Source organism: Actinomycetota bacterium, assembly GCA_030776725.1.
Lineage (GTDB): Bacteria > Actinomycetota > Nitriliruptoria > Nitriliruptorales > JAHWKO01 > JAHWKW01.
This window is the reverse complement of record JALYHG010000154.1, coordinates 1-15,237: the sequence shown is the minus strand read 5'-3', so window position 1 is coordinate 15,237 and position 15,237 is coordinate 1. Positions and strand designations below refer to the sequence as shown.

12 protein-coding genes and 1 pseudogene are annotated in these 15,237 nt (G+C 71.6%); 8 read left to right on the top strand and 5 right to left on the bottom strand.

Going from position 1 to position 15,237, the window contains the following annotated elements:
- The 5 genes and pseudogenes from M3N57_07325 to M3N57_07305 all read left to right on the top strand — a co-directional run.
- Nucleotides 1-591, top strand: a 591-nt coding sequence (locus tag M3N57_07325) for a sterol carrier protein domain-containing protein (GenBank protein MDP9022493.1), incomplete at its 5' end; no start/stop codon positions are given.
- A 51-nt stretch (nt 592-642) separates the two neighbouring features.
- The gene (locus M3N57_07320; GenBank protein MDP9022492.1) at nt 643-1,983 is read left to right on the top strand and encodes a M20/M25/M40 family metallo-hydrolase; all 1,341 of its coding nucleotides are present in this window, start codon (nt 643-645) and stop codon (nt 1,981-1,983) included.
- An 11-nt stretch (nt 1,984-1,994) separates the two neighbouring features.
- On the top strand, nt 1,995-2,393 hold the full coding sequence (locus tag M3N57_07315) for a hypothetical protein (GenBank protein MDP9022491.1): 399 nt from the start codon (nt 1,995-1,997) through the stop codon (nt 2,391-2,393).
- A gap of 359 nt (nt 2,394-2,752) precedes the next feature.
- Nucleotides 2,753-4,169: pseudogene (locus tag M3N57_07310) on the top strand (glycosyltransferase).
- A 51-nt stretch (nt 4,170-4,220) separates the two neighbouring features.
- On the top strand, nt 4,221-4,466 hold the full coding sequence (locus tag M3N57_07305) for a hypothetical protein (protein ID MDP9022490.1): 246 nt from the start codon (nt 4,221-4,223) through the stop codon (nt 4,464-4,466).
- A 305-nt stretch (nt 4,467-4,771) separates the two neighbouring features.
- On the opposite strand, the gene purF is transcribed toward M3N57_07305, so the two are convergent.
- Nucleotides 4,772-6,238, bottom strand: coding sequence for an amidophosphoribosyltransferase (purF, locus tag M3N57_07300; GenBank protein MDP9022489.1), 1,467 nt, complete (start codon nt 6,236-6,238; stop codon nt 4,772-4,774).
- A 175-nt stretch (nt 6,239-6,413) separates the two neighbouring features.
- Between purF and M3N57_07295 the strand changes: the two genes are divergently transcribed.
- Both M3N57_07295 and M3N57_07290 read left to right on the top strand, forming a co-directional pair.
- Entirely contained in the window at nt 6,414-8,366 is a 1,953-nt protein-coding gene (locus tag M3N57_07295; protein ID MDP9022488.1) for an acyl-CoA dehydrogenase family protein, read from the top strand.
- Nucleotides 8,367-8,460: 94 nt separating this feature from the next.
- Nucleotides 8,461-10,119 carry an ATP-binding protein gene (locus M3N57_07290; GenBank protein MDP9022487.1) on the top strand — a complete coding sequence of 553 codons (1,659 nt, stop codon included), beginning with the start codon at nt 8,461-8,463 and terminating at the stop codon, nt 10,117-10,119.
- A gap of 20 nt (nt 10,120-10,139) precedes the next feature.
- On the opposite strand, the gene purL is transcribed toward M3N57_07290, so the two are convergent.
- The 4 genes from purL to purS are packed head-to-tail and all read right to left on the bottom strand — an operon-like array spanning nt 10,140 to nt 14,174.
- Nucleotides 10,140-12,434 carry a phosphoribosylformylglycinamidine synthase subunit PurL gene (gene purL, locus M3N57_07285; GenBank protein ID MDP9022486.1) on the bottom strand — a complete coding sequence of 765 codons (2,295 nt, stop codon included), beginning with the start codon at nt 12,432-12,434 and terminating at the stop codon, nt 10,140-10,142.
- A 45-nt stretch (nt 12,435-12,479) separates the two neighbouring features.
- Nucleotides 12,480-13,160 (bottom strand): phosphoribosylformylglycinamidine synthase subunit PurQ, encoded by a 681-nt coding sequence (gene purQ, locus M3N57_07280; GenBank protein ID MDP9022485.1) that lies wholly within the window; start codon nt 13,158-13,160, stop codon nt 12,480-12,482.
- A 5-nt stretch (nt 13,161-13,165) separates the two neighbouring features.
- Complete coding sequence (locus tag M3N57_07275; protein ID MDP9022484.1) at nt 13,166-13,927, bottom strand: hypothetical protein; 762 nt, start codon at nt 13,925-13,927, stop codon at nt 13,166-13,168.
- Nucleotides 13,928-13,931: 4 nt separating this feature from the next.
- Nucleotides 13,932-14,174: a phosphoribosylformylglycinamidine synthase subunit PurS gene (purS, locus tag M3N57_07270; protein MDP9022483.1), complete on the bottom strand. Its 243-nt coding sequence runs from the start codon at nt 14,172-14,174 to the stop codon at nt 13,932-13,934.
- Between the two features lie 125 nt (nt 14,175-14,299).
- Between purS and M3N57_07265 the strand changes: the two genes are divergently transcribed.
- On the top strand, nt 14,300-15,112 hold the full coding sequence (locus M3N57_07265) for a hypothetical protein (GenBank protein MDP9022482.1): 813 nt from the start codon (nt 14,300-14,302) through the stop codon (nt 15,110-15,112).
- Nucleotides 15,113-15,237 lie beyond the last annotated feature (125 nt).

The following is a 15,237-nucleotide window of genomic DNA, read 5'->3' as shown; positions in this document are numbered from 1 at the left end:
CTCGATGACGACGGCGAGCTGGACGGGTACGTCGCGTACCGCCACGAGGAGCCCCCGCCCGACGCCGACGAGTTCTACCGGCTGCGGGTCATCGAGCTGGTCGCGGGTGGTGGCGCCGCCACGGCGGCGCTGTGGCGGCTGCTGGCCGCCAACCGGGGAGTGAGCGCCACCGTCAGCTGGTACGGGGGTCTGCACGAGCCGCTGTCGTTCGTCGTCGACGAGCAGGACGCCCGCATCGAAGACGACTGGCACTGGATGACACGGCTGGTCGACGTGGCCGGTGCGGTGGCTGCCCGCGGCTACCCCACCGACGCCCACGTCACCGTCCAGTTGGCGCTGGTCGACGAGGTCGCCCCGTGGAACGGCGGTCGGTGGGTGCTCGAGGTCCGTGACGGGAAGGGGCTGCTGACGCCGGGCGGCGCCGGGACGGTGCGCACGACGGTCGGTGCGCTGGCACCGCTGTACAGCGGGCTTGCGTCGCCGTGGGGGCTGGCCCGGGTGGGTCTGCTCGAGGGGGCGACCGGCGACGACCTGCGCGCCCTGGGGCGGGCGTTCGCCGGTCCCTCGCCGTGGATGCTCGACTTCTTCTAGGCCGGAAGCAGGCCGGACGCGCTCGATCCGGCGGACGCACGAGGAGGACCGTTGGCGGCGTTGGTGAACGAGGTCACCGACCTCCTACAGCACCTGATCCGGAACGCCTGCGTCAACGACGGGACGGTCGGGTCGGGCCAGGAGGTCCGCAACGTCGACCTGCTCCGCGGCTACCTGGAAGGCACCGGTGTCGACCTGGAGGTCCACGAGCCCAAGCCCGGACGCCAGAGCCTGATCGCCCGCATCGACGGCCGCGACCCCGAGGCGCCGTCGCTGATGCTGATGGGCCACACCGACGTGGTCCCGGCCACCCCCGACAACTGGCGGCGCGACCCGTTCGGCGGTGAGCTGGTCGACGGCGTGGTGTGGGGACGGGGCGCCATCGACATGCTCAACCTCACCGCCTCGATGGCGGTCGCGGTGCGTCGCCTGGCCGACCAGGGGTTCTCACCGCGCGGAGCGCTGGTGTACCTGGCCGTCGCGGACGAGGAGGCAGGCGGCACCTGGGGCGCGAGATGGCTCGTCGAGGAGCATCCCGACGTGGTCAGCACGGATTACGTGGTGACCGAGCTGGGCGGGGCCCGGATGGGACTGACCGACGCGACCGGTCCGAAACTCCCCGTCGCGGTCGCCGAGAAGGGCGCCTTCTGGGCGGGCATGCGCGTCGCCGGGGTCCCCGGGCACGGGTCGATGCCGCTCCGCACCGACAACGCACTGGCCACCGGGGCGGAGGTCGTCCGTCGTTTGGCGGCCTACCGACCGCCAGCGCAGATCGGCGAGATCTGGGAGCGGTTCGTGACCGGGCTCGAGCTGCCTGCAGACCTCAGCCGGGAGCTCGTCGACGCACGTGGGCTGGAGGCGTACATCGACGGCCTCGACGACGTCGCGGTGGCCCGCTTCGTGCACGCCTGTACCCACACCACGATCGCCCCGACCGTGATGCACGCCGGGGTCAAGGTCAACGTGATCCCCGACCGGGCGGAGCTGGAGGTCGACGTCCGTGCCCTGCCCGGACTCGGCCGAGACGATGTGCTGCGACTGATCTCCGACGCCCTCGGCGACCTCGCCGACCGAGTTGACGTCGAGCTGCGCCACGCCGATCCGGCCAGCGCATCCGCCCTCGACACTCCGCTGTGGGACAGCCTGCAGCGCCACGCGGAGCGGCTCATCCCCGGGGCGCGGAACGTGCCCTACATCCTCCCCGGCGCCACCGACGCGCGTTTCCTTCGCCGGCTGGGTGCGACCTGCTACGGCTACGGCGCGTACAGCGACGCGATCCCGTTCGGGGAGTACCTGCAGATGTTCCACGGCGACGACGAACGCATCGATCAGGAGTCGCTGCGTCTGTCGACCGAGCTGTGGCTGGCGGTGGCCCGCGACCTGTTGGCCTGAAGGAGACGACCGTGGACAACCGGACGCTTCACACCTGCCTGGGGATCACGCGAGTCGCCATCGGCGCCGGGCTCCTGCTGGCCCCGCGACTGGCCGCAGGTCCGTGGATCGGGGCGGACGCGGCCCGTCCGGGGACCAAGACCATGACGCGTGCGGCAGGAGCGCGCGACCTGGCGATCGGCGTCGGCACCTTGCTGGCGCGCCGCCACGGCCGAAGTGCCCGAGGGTGGCTGGAGGCCGCCGCGCTGGTGGACGCGGCCGACGCTGCGGCGACCCTCCTGGCATGGAGGGAGCTGCCTCGGGCCGGCCGGTGGGCCGCGCTGGTCATGGCGGGCACCGCCACCGTCCTCGACATTCGGGCGGCCGGGGCCGTCCCGACGGGTCGCAACGATGGCAGGATGACGACATGACCGACCCGGCAGACAACGAGGACACCGCCGAGCGATCCGCTGGCGCCTCCCAGGCGGCGCAACGCCCGTCCGCCGGCGAGGACCCCCTCGCCACGCTCCTCGAGCAGGGTCGCGGGGTCCTCGCGCCGGAGGCCACCGCCGACGGGACGCCACCCACCCAGCACCTGGTCCGTGAGGAACCCTGGCCGGGGCGCTTCGGTGCCCGACAGCTGGTGCTGATCAACCTCTTCTTCACGGCGGCGTACGTCGGCTGGTGGTCGGTGTCCGGGCACATCGGCCAGCCGGTGCTGTTCTGGCTCCTGGCCGCCGCCGAGACGTTCACGATCACCCACCTCGTGGGGCTGTGGCAGTCCATCTGGATGGGTGGCGTCGAGCTGCCGCCCCCGGGGAGAACCAGCTTCTCGATCGACGTGCTCATCCCCACCTACGGTGAGTCGCTCGAGCTCCTGCGTCGCACCATCACCGCGGCGATCGCGATGGATGGAACCCACCGCACCTACGTGCTCGACGACGCCGTCCGCGACGAGGTCCGCGAGCTCGCCCACGAGCTCGGCGTGGACTACATCCCGCGCGAGTCGTCGCAGGGCGCCAAGGCCGGCAACCTCAACCACGCCCTGGCACGCACCGACGGCGATCTGATCCTGGTGCTCGACGCTGACCACGTCGCCCGCCGCGACCTGCTCACGCACCTAGTCGGGTACTTCGAGGACCCCGACGTCGCCATCGCAGACCCCGCAGTTCTACGGCAACGCGTACGGCAACCGCGTGGCGCTCGGGGCGTGGTACCAGCAGGCGGTGTTCTACGGCCCGATCAAGCGCGGCAAGCACGGCCTGGGCGCGGCGTTCCTGTGCGGCACGAACGCGGTCGTCCGCCGCTCCGCGCTGGAGCAGGTCGGCGGGTTCGACCAGACGACGGTCACCGAGGACGTCGCCACGAGCCTCGAGCTGCACCGCCGCGGGTGGAAGACGGTGTACTTCCCGTACGTGCTCGCCGAGGGACAGGGTCCCCACAACCTGCGCGCGTACTTCGAGCGGCAGCTGCGGTGGGCGCACGGGTCGATCTCGACGTTCCTGCACGGCGGTCCGTTCAAGAGCGGTCTGCGGCCCTTCCAGCGTCTGCAGTACCTGTTCAGCACCACGTACTACTTCCACGGTTTCGTGACGCTGATCTACCTCACGCTGCCGTGGTTCGCTCTGTTCTGGCGGCTGGGGCCGTTCGCGAGCGGCGCGACCACGTTCTTCGTCTTCTACATCCCGCACGTCGTCGTGACGCTGATCAACCTGCGCCGTGAACTGCAGGGCGAGTTCGGACTCCGCCACATGCAGTTCACGGTGGGATCGTTCCCGGTGTACATCAAGGCGGCGCTGGCCGTGGTGGCGGGGCGCGAGACGAGGTTCGAGGCGACCGGGGCGAGCGACGAAGCCGGCCGTCCGCCGCTGATCGCGTGGTTCACGGTGGCGGCGTTCGCGATCACGCTCGTGGCGCTGGTGGCGGCCCCGTTCGTGGCACCACTGGATGCGTGGAGTGGGGTGGCGATGTTCTGGGCGGCGGTGAACCTGATCCTGCTGTGGGCGATCGCCCGTGCGACTGTGGTGGAGACCCTCTTCGGTCCCCGACCAGCGGTGGAGCCGGCGGCGGGGGATCTCGCCGGCGCAACGGCTGAGCCGGCCGCGGCCACCTACATCCTGGGCCGCTTCGACAAGCCGCCGCTCCCCGAGAGCGTGCTGACCGAGTACGAAGCGGCCGAGAAGGCTCTAGCCCGCGCCGGGGAGTGAGCGGCCTCTCGTTGGGCGGGTTCGGCGGTCGACGGAGGACGTTGTCACGGGGTGGGATCCGTGGTCGGGGTCCCCGTCTGGGCCGACGTGGTGCTCGTCGTCTGCGTGGCCTGCGCCTCCGCCGTCTCGGTTGGGATGGGACTCGTGGTGACCGTCGGCGACGGGCTCGCCGTCTGGGTGGCGGTCGGGGTGGGGCTCATCGTCGCGGTGGCGGTCGGGCTCGGGCTCGTCGTCGCGGCGTCCGTGGGGGTGGGCGTGGGACTCGCGGTGTCGGTGGCCGCCGGTTGGGGTGCCTGATCGGTGTCGCGGGTGGACACCTCGGGTGGTGGTCGGCCCGGCGGTTCGCGGAAGACACGCTCGGGGACGCCGACCGCTTCGCCGCCCCGCTCGATCGTGATATGCAGCCAGCCGGACAGCTCGAGCCACCGCCCGCCGAGGAAGCCACCCAGAGCCACGACGGTGATCAGCGGGTAGACGAAGAGCCGGTGCACACCGACACCGTAAGCGCGTTAGAGCAGCCGTGCCCGGGCGGCCGTCCACCGGCGGCTCCACCCACCGCTGACCGATCGACGGCGCCGTCCCGTGGGGACGCCGGGCCGACCTCAGCCGCCGTCAGGTGCCCCCGCGAGCGACTCGACGTCGAACTCGACCTGCGCGAGTCGCTCGTGCTCGTCGGGGACCGGGATCGGGTAGCGGCCATCGAAGCAGGCGCGGCACAGCTGCTCGGCGCTGTCGGGGACCGCGCCCACGAGCCCGTCCAGGGTGAGGTGATGCAGCGAATCGGCGCCGACGAACGCGGCGACCTCCTCGACCGTCATGCCGGCGGCGATCAGCTGGGCCCGGTCGGCCATGTCGATACCGTAGTAGCACGGGTGGGTGATCGGCGGAGACGTGATCCGCAGGTGCACCTCGGCCGCGCCGGCTTCGCGGAGCATCCGGACCAGCTCTCGTGACGTGTTGCCCCGCACGATGGAGTCGTCGACGACCACCAGCCGCTGACCCTCGATCACCGAACGCAGCGGGTTGAGCTTCAGTCGGATGCCCAGCTGCCGCAGCGACTGCGACGGCTCGATGAACGTGCGCCCCACGTACCGGTTCTTGACGAGTCCCTCGGCGTAGGGCAGCCCGGACGCCTCGGCGTACCCGGCCGCGGCTGCGGTGCCCGAGTCGGGCACCGGGATGACCAGGTCAGCAGTGGCGGGAGCCTCCCGCGCGAGGACGCGACCCATCTGGCGTCGCGCCGCGTACACGCTGGTGCCGCTCCTGCGATGGTCGGGGCGGGCCAGGTACACCCACTCGAACAGGCAGAACCTGACTGTGGGCTCGGCGAAACGACGCGACCGCACGCCGTGCGCGTCGATGATCACGACCTCTCCCGGCTCGACCTCGCGGAGTTCGTGGGCACCGACGATGTCGAGTGCAGCACTTTCGGACGCGACGACGTAGCCGGTGGGAAGACGGCCGAGCAGCAGGGGGCGGACGCCCCACGGGTCGCGGACCGCGAACAGGGTCTGCTCGTCCATGACGACCAGCGAGAACGCCCCCGACAGCTTCTGCATGGCCGACACGATGGCTTCCTCGAGCGACACGTCCTGGTCCGCGGCCAGCAGTGACGCCATCAAACTGCTGTCGTTGGCCGGTGCGGCGCCAGGCCCCAGCATCCGGGCGACGTCGGCGGTGTTGCACAGGTTGCCGTTGTGGCACAGCGCCAGCTGTCCCCCGGCGGGGGTCTCGCGGAACTGCGGCTGGGCGTTCGGCCACGACGACGACCCGGTCGTGGAGTAACGCACGTGGCCGACCGCGAGGTGACCTTCCAGCGCCGCTAGCTGCGACTCGTTGAACACCTGGCTGACCAGGCCCATGTCCTTGGTGACCGTGATGTGGGCCCCGTCGGAGACGGCCATGCCGGCCGATTCCTGGCCGCGGTGCTGCAGGGCGAACAGCCCGTAGTAGGTCAGCTTCGCGACGTCCTCGCCGGGGGCGTACACCCCGAAGACGCCGCACTCGTCACGTGGGCCGTCCCCTAGCCGTGCGAGGTCGTCCGCGCCGTCGCGGAGCGGCGTGGTCAGCGGGAGTCTGCGGCCGGGCAGCGGGAACGCCACACGGGCTCCTTGGGAAGGGAAGTGGCGCGAGTGTACGGCGTCGCTGCTCCCGCGGCCGGTCCCGCCGAGCGACACGCCCGCACGTGGCCGCCCCGTACCGTACACTTGTAGCGCACGTTCCACTTCTGTCGGGAGGGTCGCTGTGAGCAAGCAGCCGAAGGTCACCGAGCAGGAAGCCCGCGAGGTCGCCGAGGCGGCGCGCGAGGTCGCCTGGGACAAGCCCAGCTTCGGGAAGCAGCTGTTCCTCGGCAACTTCGACCTCGAGCTGATCCACCCTCACCCGCGGCCCCGCCCCGCGACCGTCGAGAAGGGTGAGCGGTTCCTGCGCGAGCTCGAGGCCTTCCTGCGCGAGAACGTCGATCCGCTACAGATCGAACGCGCGGAACGGATCCCCGACGATCTGATCCGCGGCCTGATCGAGCTGGGCGCGCTGGGCATGAAGATCGACGAGGAGTACGGCGGCCTGGGACTGTCGCAGGTGTACTACAACCGGGCGCTGGCGCTGGCCGGCTCCGCTCACCCGTCGCTGGCCACGTTGCTGTCCGCCCACCAGTCGATCGGCGTGCCGCAGCCGCTGAAGCTTTTCGGCACCGACGAGCAGAAGCGCAAGTGGCTGCCACGGTGCACCCGCGAGGTCAGCGCGTTCCTTCTCACCGAACCGGACGTCGGCAGCGACCCGGCGCGGATGGCGGCGACCGCCGTCCCGACCGACGACGGCGACGCGTACGTCATCAACGGCCTGAAGCTGTGGACCACGAACGGTGTGATCGCCGACCTGCTGGTCGTGATGGCCGTGGTCCCGCCGAGCGACGGTCACCGGGGGGGCATCAGCGCGTTCGTCGTGGAGATGGACACGCCCGGGATCACGGTCGTCAACCGCAACCGGTTCATGGGCCTGCGCGGGATCGAGAACGGCGTGACCCGCTTCGACAACGTGCGGGTCCCCAAGGAGAACCTGATCGCCAAGGAGGGCATGGGCCTCAAGATCGCGCTCACCACCCTCAACACCGGTCGGCTGTCGCTCCCCGCGATCTGCGCCGCCGCCTCGAAGTGGTCGCTGAAGATCGCACGGGAGTGGGCCAGCGAGCGCGTGCAGTGGGGACGCCCCATCGGTCAGCACGAAGCCATCGCCGAGCACATCTCGTTCATCGCCGCGACGGCCTTCGGGCTCGAGGCGGTCGTGGAGCTAGCCAGCACCATGGCTGACGAGGGCGCCAAGGACATCCGCATCGAAGCCGCCATCGCCAAGCTGTTCGGCTCGGAGATGGCGTGGATCGCCGTCGACCGGCTGGTGCAGGTCCGCGGCGGGCGCGGGTACGAGACCGCCGATTCGCTGGCGGCACGCGGCGAGAAGCCCATCCCCGCCGAGCAGGTCCTACGCGACATGCGCATCAACCGCATCTTCGAAGGATCGTCGGAGATCATGCGACTGCTGATCGCTCGAGAGGCGGTCGACCAGCACCTGGCGGTCGCAGGCGGGATCATCGACCCGGACAAGGAGCTGAGCGAGAAGGCGCGGGTCGGCCTGGAAGCGGCCGGTTTCTACGCCCGGTGGCTGCCCACCCTGGCGGTCGGCGCCGGGCAGATGCCCAACAGCTACGAGGAGTTCGGGCCACTGGCCGAACACCTGCGCTTCGTCGAACGCAACGCGCGGAAGCTGGCTCGCTCCACGTTCTACGCGATGTCGCGGTGGCAGGGGAAGCTCGAACACAAGCAGATGTTCCTCGGCCGGATCGTGGACATCGGCTGCGAGCTGTTCGCGATCAGCGCCGCGTGCTCCCGGGCGCAGATGATCCTCGAGGACCACGGCGTCGAGCAGGGCCGCGCAGCACAGGAGCTGGCCGACCTGTTCTGCCGAGGCGCTCGGCGGCGGGCGGAGCGACTGTTCCACGAGCTGTGGCACAACGACGACGACGTGGTCTACACCGCCGCGCAGCGGGCCCTCGACGGCCGCTACACGTGGCTGGAGGAAGGGGTGCTCGACCTGTCGGGCGACCGCCCGATGGTCCGCGAACCAGCGCCGACCGCGGTGACCGAGAACATGCACCGCAAGATCAGCGCCGACGTCACGCTGCGTGCGGGGGCGTCAGGGTAAGGAAGGACACCGACCGGACCCCGATTGCCGCCCTGGCTGGCGGGCCACAGGCTGACGTGCCGGTACGGTCGGGGCGACCACGAGAGGGGCGCCCGTGATCGACCAGTCGTTCGCTGTTGACGCCCGTCGGGACGTCCAGCCGTACGGCAAGGTCTTCGACGACGGGCCGCTGGGGATGTGCCTGGTGGGTTCCGACCTGCGGTACGTGGACGCCAACGAGGCGTACTGCCGCATCACCGGGTACACGCGCGACGAACTGCGTCAACGCACGTTCCTGGACATCACCCACCCCGAGGACGTCGACGGCGAGATGCAACTCGCCGCCCGGCTGTTCGAGGGCAGCGTCCGCAGCTACCAGGTCGAGAAGCGCTACCTGCACCGCAGTGGCGGCGTGGTGTGGGCGAACCTGCACGTGTCGACCATCGCCGACGGTGACGGCCAGCGCCTCGCACTCGCCATGATCGAGGACATCTCCCAGCGCAAGCGCGCCCAGGTCGAACTCGAACGGACGAACGCAGAACTGCAACGCGCCTACCAGCGCCTGCAGCGCCGCACCGAGATGGATGGCCGACTCGCCGAGGCCGCGCGGGCGGTGAGCACCGCCCGCGACGTCCGGGCTGCGTTCGCCTCCTTCACCCGCGTGCTGAGCGATGTGGTGTCTTTCGACTGGGCGGCGCTGGTCGTCCCGGACAGCGACCGGCGCCTGCGCGTCGCGCTGGTCACCGGCGACGCCGCCGATGCGGTCCCGGCCGGATCGCTGATCGAAGCCGGGGAGCCGGACCTGCGGGCGGCGCTGGAAGCCGGTCGGGCGTATCACCGCCGCGGCCTGCAGGACGGTGAACGCTCTCCGGTCGACGAGCAGCTTGTGGCGCGCGGCCTGCACGCCTACGTCGCGGCCCCGATCCGCGTGGGAGGTGAGGTGACCGGGGCGGTGATGTTGGCGTGGGCCGATCCGGTTGGTTTCGACCTCGACGACGTCCCCCTGCTCGAGGCGTTCGTCCGGGAGGCCGCCGGGGCGCTGAGCACGCTGCTGCTGTTGGAGCAGGAGCGCACGATCGCCCAGAGCCTGCGGGAGCTGGATCGGCTCAAGAACGACTTCGTCGGGGTGGTGGTGCACGACCTGCGCGGGCCGTTGGCCCTGGTCGCGGGGTACGGGGACCTGCTCCGCGACGATTGGGGAACGCTCGACGAGGCCGCGAAGCTGCACTACCTCGACCGCATCAGGCGGACGGCGAACGACATCAGCGAACGCGTCGGCGAGATCCTGATGGTCGCGCGGATCGACTCCGGGGAGATCCCCTGCGAGCCGTCGCGGTTGGATCTGGCCGCGGTCGTCGACCGAGCCGTGTCGGACGCGTGCACCGAACATCCCGACCGTCGCTGCGTTGTGGACCTGGAGCCAGGGCTCCCGCCGGCGCACGCCGATCGGTCGCACACCCGTCGGATCCTGCGCAACCTGCTGGCCAACGCGCTGAAGTTCTCACCGGCGGCCAGCGAGGTGCGGGTCCGGGCGCAGCGGTCCGGCGACGAGATCGTCGTCTCTGTCCGTGACCGAGGGATGGGGATCGCCCCCCAAGACGCCCACAAGCTGTTCCGCAAGTTCTCGCGTCTGGGCGGTGGGGGCCGCCCCGACGGCACCGGGCTCGGCCTGTACGTGTGCAAGGCGCTGGTCGAGGCTCAACGCGGCCGTATCTGGTTCGACAGCGTCCCCGGCCAGGGCAGCACCTTCAGCTTCACCGTCCCTGTCGCCTAGAGGGTCCCTGCGGACCTGGGTCAGGTCAGCCGGTCGGCCTCGAGCGCGCGCGGCAGCCCGCCCTCGTACGCGGCGCGCGCTCCGTCCAGCGGCAGGTCGACGACGCCGACCACCTCGATGCGGTCTCCGCCGACGGTCCCCGCGCGCCGCAGCCACACCTCGTGGTGGCGGCACACCGCCTCGAAGTCGTTCACCCGCTCCTGCGGCACGCTCACGACGACCCGGGTGGGCGCCTCGGAGAACAGCACCTGCACGGGGTCCACCCCGGGGTCGGGTTCGAAGCGGACCCCGACGTCGCCGGCCAGCGCGGATTCCGTGAGGGTGGCCAGCAGGCCACCGTCGGCGATGTCGTGGGCGCTGGCGATGACACCGTCGCGGGCCACCGCGGCCAGCAGCCGATGCAGCCGGCGTTCGGCGTCGAGGTCGATCGGTTCCAGACGGCCGCCCAGCGGGGCGCCGAGCAGCTTCTGCAGCTGGCTCCCGGCGAGACCCGGGCGGGTCGGCCCCCCGACCTGGTACACGCGGTGGCCGACCGCTTGGAACCCGACCCCGACCGCTCGCGCGACGTCGTCGAGGATCCCGACCACACCGACCACCGGGGTCGGGTGGATCGCCCGCCCGGCGGTCTCGTTGTAGAAGCTGACGTTCCCGCCGGTGATCGGTGTTCCCAGCGCCTCGCAGGCGCCGCCGAGCCCGGCCACCGCCTCGGTGAACTGCCACATCACCTCGGGACGTTCGGGGCTACCGAAGTTCAGGCAGTTGGTGGCGGCCACGGGTCGGGCTCCGGCGCAGGCGACGTTGCGGGTCGCCTCGGCCACCACACGGCGGGTGCCCTCGCGCGGGTCGAGCTCGCACCAGCGGCCGTGCCCGTCGGTCGCCACCGCGACGCCGTGGCGGGTGCCCATCACGCGGAGCACCGCGGCGTCCCCGCCCGGTCCGGCGACCGTCGCCGAGCCCACCAGCTGGTCGTACTGCTGGTGAACCCACCGCTTGCTGGCGACGTTCGGGCTGGCGAGCAGATCCAGGGCCACCGACGACAGGTCGGCGCCGACGTCGAGGGCCTCGGCGTCGACGTCGGCGTAGCGGTCGAGCCAGCCGGGGCGTCGGGCGGGGCGGTCGTACAGTGGAGCTTCGTGCGCCAGCGACCGGGCAGGCGCGTCGGCGACCACCGCACCGTCGCGGACCACCTCGAGCCGGTCGCCGTCGGTGACCTCGCCGATCACCGCCGCCGGGACGTCCCAGCGGTTGCAGACGGCCAGGACCTCGTCGAGGCGGTCGGGCGGGACGAGGGCGAGCATCCGCTCTTGCGACTCGGAGCACAGGATCTCCCACGACTCCATCGAGGGCTCGCGCAGGTGGACCGCGGACAGGTCCACCCGCATCCCCACGTCCGACCTCGACGCCATCTCCGATGTCGAGGAGGTGATCCCCGCAGCACCCATGTCCTGGATCCCGGCGACCAGCTCACGCTCGTACAGCTCCAGGCAGCACTCGATCAGGAGCTTCTCGGCGAACGGATCGCCGACCTGCACGTTGGGGCGCTTGTCGCTGCTGGTGTGGTCGAACCCGGCGGATGCGAGCACGGACGCCCCTCCGATGCCGTCGCGGCCGGTGGCAGACCCGATCAGGACGGCCAGGTCCCCCACACGCTGGGCGCGGGCCAACTGCAGCCGGTCGGCGCGGAGCACGCCGATGCACAGGACGTTCACCAGCGGGTTACCGGCGTAGCTGTCGTCGAACACGGTCTCGCCACCGACGGTGGGCACACCAACACAGTTGCCGTACCCGCCCACGCCCCGGACGACCCCGTCGATCAGGTGGCGTTGGAAGGCGTCTCCGGGGTCGCCGAAACGGAGGGGATCGAGCAGCGCGACGGGGCGCGCCCCCATCGTCAGGACGTCACGGATGATGCCGCCGACCCCGGTGGCGGCGCCTTGGTAGGGCTCCACGAACGACGGATGGTTGTGCGACTCGATCTTGAAGGTCACGGCCAACCCGTGGCCGACGTCGACCACGCCCGCGTTCTCACCGGGTCCCACCAGGACGTGCGGACCGTCGGTCGGCAGGCCCCGGAGATGCAACCGGCTCGACTTGTACGAGCAGTGTTCCGACCACATCACCGAGTACATGCCGAGCTCGGACTTCGACGGGACGCGACCCAGCGTGGCCCCGATCCGTTCGTACTCGTCTGCGGTGAGGCCGAGCTCGTGGGCGAGCCGCCTCGCGTCTGCGTCGCCGAGTTCCTCCCCGACCGGGAAGATCGGGCTCTCGCCCGGCACGCCCCGCGCCGTCTCGACCGTGGGGGGTTCGGGCATCGGATCGCTCCGTCGGGACGTCGGTGCAGGCTACGCGTGGGCGCGTCAGTCGACGGCTGCGTCGCGCAGGTGGGCGAGGACGCTCTCGAAGATGCGTCGCCCGTCGGTGCCGAACGCGAGCGACGGGTCGGTGGCGTGCTCCGGGTGCGGCATCACACCCGCGACGTTGCGGCCGGCGTTGACCACGCCCGCGATGTCGCGAACCGAACCGTTGGGATTGTGCCCTGGGGCGTACCGCATCAGCACCCGACCCTCTGCTTCGAGTCGGTCGAGGGTGGCCGGGTCGGCGTGGTAGCGGCCCTCGCCGTGCTTGACGGGGAGGCGCAGCCGGGTCCCGGCGGGCAGGTCCGCCGTCCAGGCGCAGGTCGCTTCCAGGACCACCTCGACGTCGCGACACACGAACCGCAGCCCCTCGTTCATCAGCAGCGCGCCGGGCAGGAGGTCCGCCTCGCACAGGATCTGGAACCCGTTGCAGATGCCCAGGACGGGGCCGCCCGCCGCGGCGAAGTCCTTGACCGCCGCCATGATCGGTGCCAGGTGCGCGACCGCGCCGGTGCGCAGGTAGTCGCCGTAGGAGAACCCCCCGGGCAGGATCACGGCGTCGACGCCCTGGAGGTCGCGGTCGGCGTGCCACAGCTCGACCGCATCGGCACCCGCCAGCTCGCACGCCGCGCGCGCGTCGCGGTCGTCGAGCGACCCGGGGAAGGTGATCACGCCGATCCGCAACGTCGCTACTCCCGTGGGTAACCGGCCCGTCGGATGCTGTCGAGCGGGTCGAGTTCGGACAGGAGCTCCCGGACGTCCTGGCAGCCACGAGGCGGGTTGTCCCCAAGCGCCAACCGCTCGCACGCCAGGCGTTGCGCCTGGACGGCGGCGAGTTCGTCGCGGGCGGTGACGGGGCGGCCCGGGAAGCCCTGGCCGAGGTGAACCAGCTCGTGGATGATCGCGGGGGCGGCTCGGGCGCCGGGCTCGAACTGGAACTTGGCGTTGATCTCGACGACGGTGGCGCCGTCTTCGACGCGGGCGCTCGACTCCACGCCGGTCAGCTCGAACACCGCGATGCGCAGCATCCCGCTGGACGCTGCCCACCGTTCCAGGCCCGTACGGGCCACTCCCAGGTCGGGTCGCTGCAGCAACTGGCAAACGGCGCTGAGCGCCCGGCGGCTGGTGGCGCGGGCCGACTCGTCACCAACCAGGGTGATCCCCGCGGCGCAGTCGGGGCCAGGCTCGGCAGTGCGGACGTGGTTGAGGGTGGCGCCACCGCGTTCGTGGGTGACGGTGGCGTCCCCCGGCGGGCGGCGGGCGGCCGGCTCGATCTGCGGACGGGAGATCGACAGGAACGCCCAGATGACCACCACCAGGCCGACCGGGACCAAGACCGCCACCGCGATCGCGAACCAGCGGTGTAGCAGCGGGGCGCCGGTGGGATCGCTCGGCAGGCCGTCATCGACTCCCCCCGGTCCGGGACGGATGCGGGAGCGCAGGCTCGTCACACGTCTACTCCAGGACACGCCAGGTGTAGGTCTCGATGACCGGGTTGGTGAGGAAGTCCGCGCAGAGCCGGTCGACGTGAGCAGGCAGTTCGTCGTCGGCGGCGTCCACGTCCAGCTCCAGGTGCTTCCCGACCCGCACCCGGCTGACGCCGCCGTACCCGAGCCCCGGCAGCGCACGCTCCACCGCCCGACCCTGGGGGTCGAGGATCTCGGGCTTGAGCATGACGTCGATCGCGACGCGCGGCATCGGGCCTCCGCTGGCGGCCGCGGCAGCGTACCAGCACGGTGGGTCGCCCCTCACCGACGGCGCAACACGGTGTAACACTGCATAGAGCTTGACGGCGATGCCTTCCGCGACGTAGCGTTGCCTCCATGGAGCGGATCGGGGTCCCCGCGCTCGTCGCAGCGGAGGTCGCAGCGGTCGCGGGCCTGCACCGGCTGGGCCACCTCCCGTGGCTGGCGATCAAGTGGGGTGACCTCCCGATGTGGCTCGACACCGTCCGACCTGAGGACGCGGTGGCCGCGACCGCGCGTGTCGTTGCGCTCGCGTGCGCCTACTGGCTGCTGGCGACCACGCTGGCGTACGTCGCAACAAGGCGGTCGCGCTCGACGGCGGCACGACTGACCCGCCGCCTCACACCGGCCGCCGTCCGTCGCCTGGCCGACCGCGCCGTCGTCTTCAGCCTCGCCGGGGCGCTGAGCGGGGTACCGGCCGCGGCCGGCGCCGCCAACGACCCGCCGCCGCCGCCGTTCGTCGTCCTCGACGACGGTCGGCTGGTGGTCACCCCACCGGGGCCACCGCCACCGTCGGCCGTCCCGCCCGGCCCCGACGTCGCACCCCCGCCCGACGCTCCGCCTGCAGCGACCGACGACGATGCTGCTGCGGCTGACGTCCCGGTTCTCCCGGCGCCGCCGGAGGTCACCTCGGAGGGTCACGAGCAGACCGCGACGCGCAGGAGCACCGTGTACACCGTCCGGTCGGCAGACAACCTGTGGTCGATCTCTGGCCGGACGCTCGCCGCCGCGCGCGGCCGACCGGTGCGGCAGCTGTCCGACCCCGAGGTCGCCCGCTACTGGGTGCGGGTCATCGACGCCAACCGAGCGACGCTGCGGTCGGGCGATCCGGACCTGATCTACCCCGGCGAGCAGGTGGTCCTGCCGTCACCGGACGAGCATCCACGGTGAGCGGGACCGTCGCCGACCCCGCCGGCGTCGCGGGCACCGTCCGCCCCCGCCCGGCGAGCTCCCCGCCGGCGCCCACAGCCCGGCGGCGGGGCCAGGCTGCCATCAACGTCGCCGCGATCCTGGCG

Excerpts from the sequence above, each read along its gene's own strand:
- purL (MDP9022486.1), bottom strand. The coding sequence starts at position 12,434 with ATGCCCGAACCCCCCACGGTCGAGACGGCGCGGGGCGTGCCGGGCGAG.
- purS (MDP9022483.1), bottom strand. The coding sequence starts at position 14,174 with ATGCCGCGCGTCGCGATCGACGTCATGCTCAAGCCCGAGATCCTCGAC.
- M3N57_07265 (MDP9022482.1), top strand. The coding sequence starts at position 14,300 with ATGGAGCGGATCGGGGTCCCCGCGCTCGTCGCAGCGGAGGTCGCAGCG.